General features: G+C 62.6%; 3 protein-coding genes. All 3 read right to left on the reverse strand.

Annotated elements, in window-relative coordinates:
- Window positions 1-872 (reverse strand): carbohydrate ABC transporter permease (locus E4656_RS20075; RefSeq protein ID WP_135485109.1); only part of this gene is annotated, 872 nt, incomplete at its 3' end.
- Window positions 869-1,756 (reverse strand): carbohydrate ABC transporter permease, encoded by an 888-nt coding sequence (locus E4656_RS20080; protein ID WP_167856161.1) that lies wholly within the window; start codon window positions 1,754-1,756, stop codon window positions 869-871. The genes E4656_RS20080 and E4656_RS20075, both read right to left, overlap by 4 nt.
- Before the next feature lie 65 nt (window positions 1,757-1,821).
- Window positions 1,822-3,099: ABC transporter substrate-binding protein (locus E4656_RS20085; RefSeq protein WP_167856162.1), on the reverse strand; the 1,278-nt coding region annotated here is incomplete at its 5' end.

A 3,099-nucleotide genomic window follows, 5' to 3' on the forward strand; every position in this document is an offset into this window, starting at 1 on the left:
CCCTTCACGGCTCCCGCCGTCATGCCGCTGATGATGAAGCGGTTGGCCACCAGCGCGAACAGCACCACCGGCGCCACCACCAGCACCGCATAGGCCGCAATCACCCCGTACTGGGCACCGGCTTCCACCCCGCCCAGGAAACGCGTGATGCCCACTGTCAGCGGCTGGGCATCCTGTCCCGCCAGAAACAGCGCAAACAGGTACTCGTTCCACGACATGATGAACAGCAGAATGGCCAGGGCGATCACCCCGGAGCGCACCACCGGCAGCGAGATATTCCAGAACAGGCGCCAGGGGCTGCAGCCATCCACAATGGCCGCCTCTTCCAGTTCCTTGGGCACGGTGTCGAAAAAACCCACCATCATCCAGGTCGCAAAGGGAATATGAATCGACAGATGCGCCAGCAGCAGGCCGATTCTCGAGCCCGACAGCCCCAGATTGATGAACAGCAGAAACAGCGGCAGCGCCAGCACCACATAGGGGATGAAGCGCATGGCCAGCACACTGAACGATACGATGGCCTTCTGGCGCCCGCCGATCTTGGTAATGCCGTAGGACAGCGGCACACAGACAATCAGTGAAATCACCACCGCCGCCGTGGAAATGATCAGGCTGTTGGTGAAGAAGAACAGAAAGTCCCCCCGCACCAGGGCCTGGGTAAAGTTCTCCAGCGAAAAGTCCCGCAGCAGCAGCAGGTCGATCGGCGAGCGGAACACGGCCGTGCGGTTCAGCGACGCGGCCAGCAGCATCAGCAGCGGCAGTACGGAGAAAATCAGCCACAGGGTCAGGCCACCGTAGACCAGGCAGGCACTGCCCGCACGGCTGTGGCGGCGGCGGGTCGGGCGGGTGGCAGTGGTAGTGACAGCAGTCATGACTTGTCCTCCGTGCGCCGATACAGGGTGATATAGAGCCAGGCCACGGTGGCCATGATGATGAACATGGTGAAGGCGACTGTGTTGGCCATGCCCATGTCCTGATTGGCGATGCCCCGGTTGTAAGCAAAGATGCTGAGCGTCGTGGTGGCACGTCCCGGGCCGCCGCCGGTCAGGGCCCAGATCATGTCGAATTCGCGGAACGCGCTGGTGATGATGATGATGGACACGAACAGGGTGTGCGGGCGCAGCAGCGGAATGATCACATGCCACAACGCCTGCAGCGGGTTGGCGCCATCAATGGTGCTGGCTTCCAGCAGATCTTCGGGAATGGTGGTCAGCGCGGCATAGAACACCAGAATGGCGATGGGGGTCAGTTGCCAGGAGTTGGAGATGATGGTGGCCAGCAGGGCCGTCTCCCGATCCAGCAGCCAGTAGCGGGACTCGACCCCGAACAGACCCAGAAACTGGTTGATGACCCCGAACTCCTGCTGCCACATGAACAGGCGCCAGGCGATCCCCCCCACCACCGGGGTCATCACGAACGGAATCAGGAACAGCGCCAGCCAGGCGGAGCGAAAGCGCACCTGTTTCAGGCTGACCAGGTAGGCGATCAGCAGGCCGAAGCCAACGGTGAGCACCAGACAGCTGAAGGTGAAGATCAGGGTCACCCGCACCGAGCGCTGATACAGCGGGTCCTGCAGTACCCGGGCATAGTTGTCCAGGCCGACAAAGACCTGGTTGTTGAACGCATAGAGGAAGACATCGTGCAGGCTGTAGCGCAGCCCCATGAACAGGGGGACACACACGACCAGCACCATGAGCGTCAGGCCGGGCAGAATGAACCACCAGCCTCTGGTGAATTTCGGGTTGACAGTCGACATGGAAATCTCCGCACAAACAGCGGCCTCACCCGGCGTCGGCCCGGGTGAGGCCATTTACAGACTGTTCAGTCGAGGTAACCGGCACGCCGGAAATTGGCCAGCATCAGAGTCTCCCAGCGGTGCTGGGCCTGCTCGGGCGTCAGATCGCCGGAGAACACATCGGTGATGAAGTCCACGGTGCCCTGCCACATGACAGTGCCATACTCGGGGATACCCTGGCGTACGAAGACCTGTTCCAGCGTCTGCTCGTAGGCGGGCAGGAAGTCGGCATAGTAGGGTTCCATGTTGCGCAGCTCGTCGCTGGCAAAATGGCCCTCGCGCGAGAACTGCTGGCTCTGGCGGCCCCATTCGACTTCCTGCTCCTGCAGCATCCAGTGCAGGAACTTGAAGGCCTCTTCGGCGTTCGGGGTGTCAAAGACAAAGACACCGCCACCGCCGAGGAAGGGCACGCCCTGCTCAAAGCCGGCCAGGTTGTCTTCCCACTTGGGCAGCGGCTGGTAGGCCACATTGCCGGCCGCACGACCGCTCGGGTCTTCTACCGTGCCCACACCCTGGGGCCACAGGGTGGCCATGGCCAGACGGCCGTCACGGAAGTAGTCCAGCCCTTCGAGGAAGTCCCAGTTCTGGGCTTCGCGCGGGGCCGTGTTCTGCGCCAGGTCGACGAAGTACTCGGCCACCTCGGCTACGATGGGGTGCGTGATGTCCGGCTCGAAGTTCTCGTCCCAGCCCTGGATGCCGGTGGAGTACAGCATGACGATGAAGCTGCGGGTGATACCACTGCCCGAGCCCAGCGCATCGGCCCAGCCGTACAGGGGTCTATCCAGCGTCTCGCCGGCCACGGTGTCACCGGCATCACGGGTAAAGAACTCGGCGACTTCGCGCAGCTCGGCAAAGGTCTGCGGCATCGCCAGCGGCCGGCCGTACTGTGCTTCGAAGGCCGCCTGCTCATCCGGATGCTCGAAGAAATCCTGGCGTCCGATCAGCATCGGCGCGGCCGGCGTGGTCGGCAGGGCAATGTATTCGCCGGGCCGGGCGCTGCTGCGCATGTGCGACTCCACCACCAGGTCGGGATAGGCGGACACATCGAATCCGTATTCTTCGATCAGCGGGGTCAGGTCGATCACGTGATCAGCGAACGAGCCGAACCAGCCCGGCGAGTGATAGCCCAGATCCCAGCGTCCGGTACCCCCGATGGCCTCGATGGACATGCGGTCACGCAGTTGGTCGGGCGGCAGGATTTCACCTTCCACCCGAACACCGGTCAGTTCCTCGTATTTGGGGGCAAAGTAGTTGATGACCGCATCGGCTTCTTCACCGGGGTGCAGGGCCCAGCGAATGGTTAT

It is taken from the genome of Natronospirillum operosum, from assembly GCF_004768465.1.
Classification (GTDB): Bacteria; Pseudomonadota; Gammaproteobacteria; order Pseudomonadales; family Natronospirillaceae; genus Natronospirillum; species Natronospirillum operosum.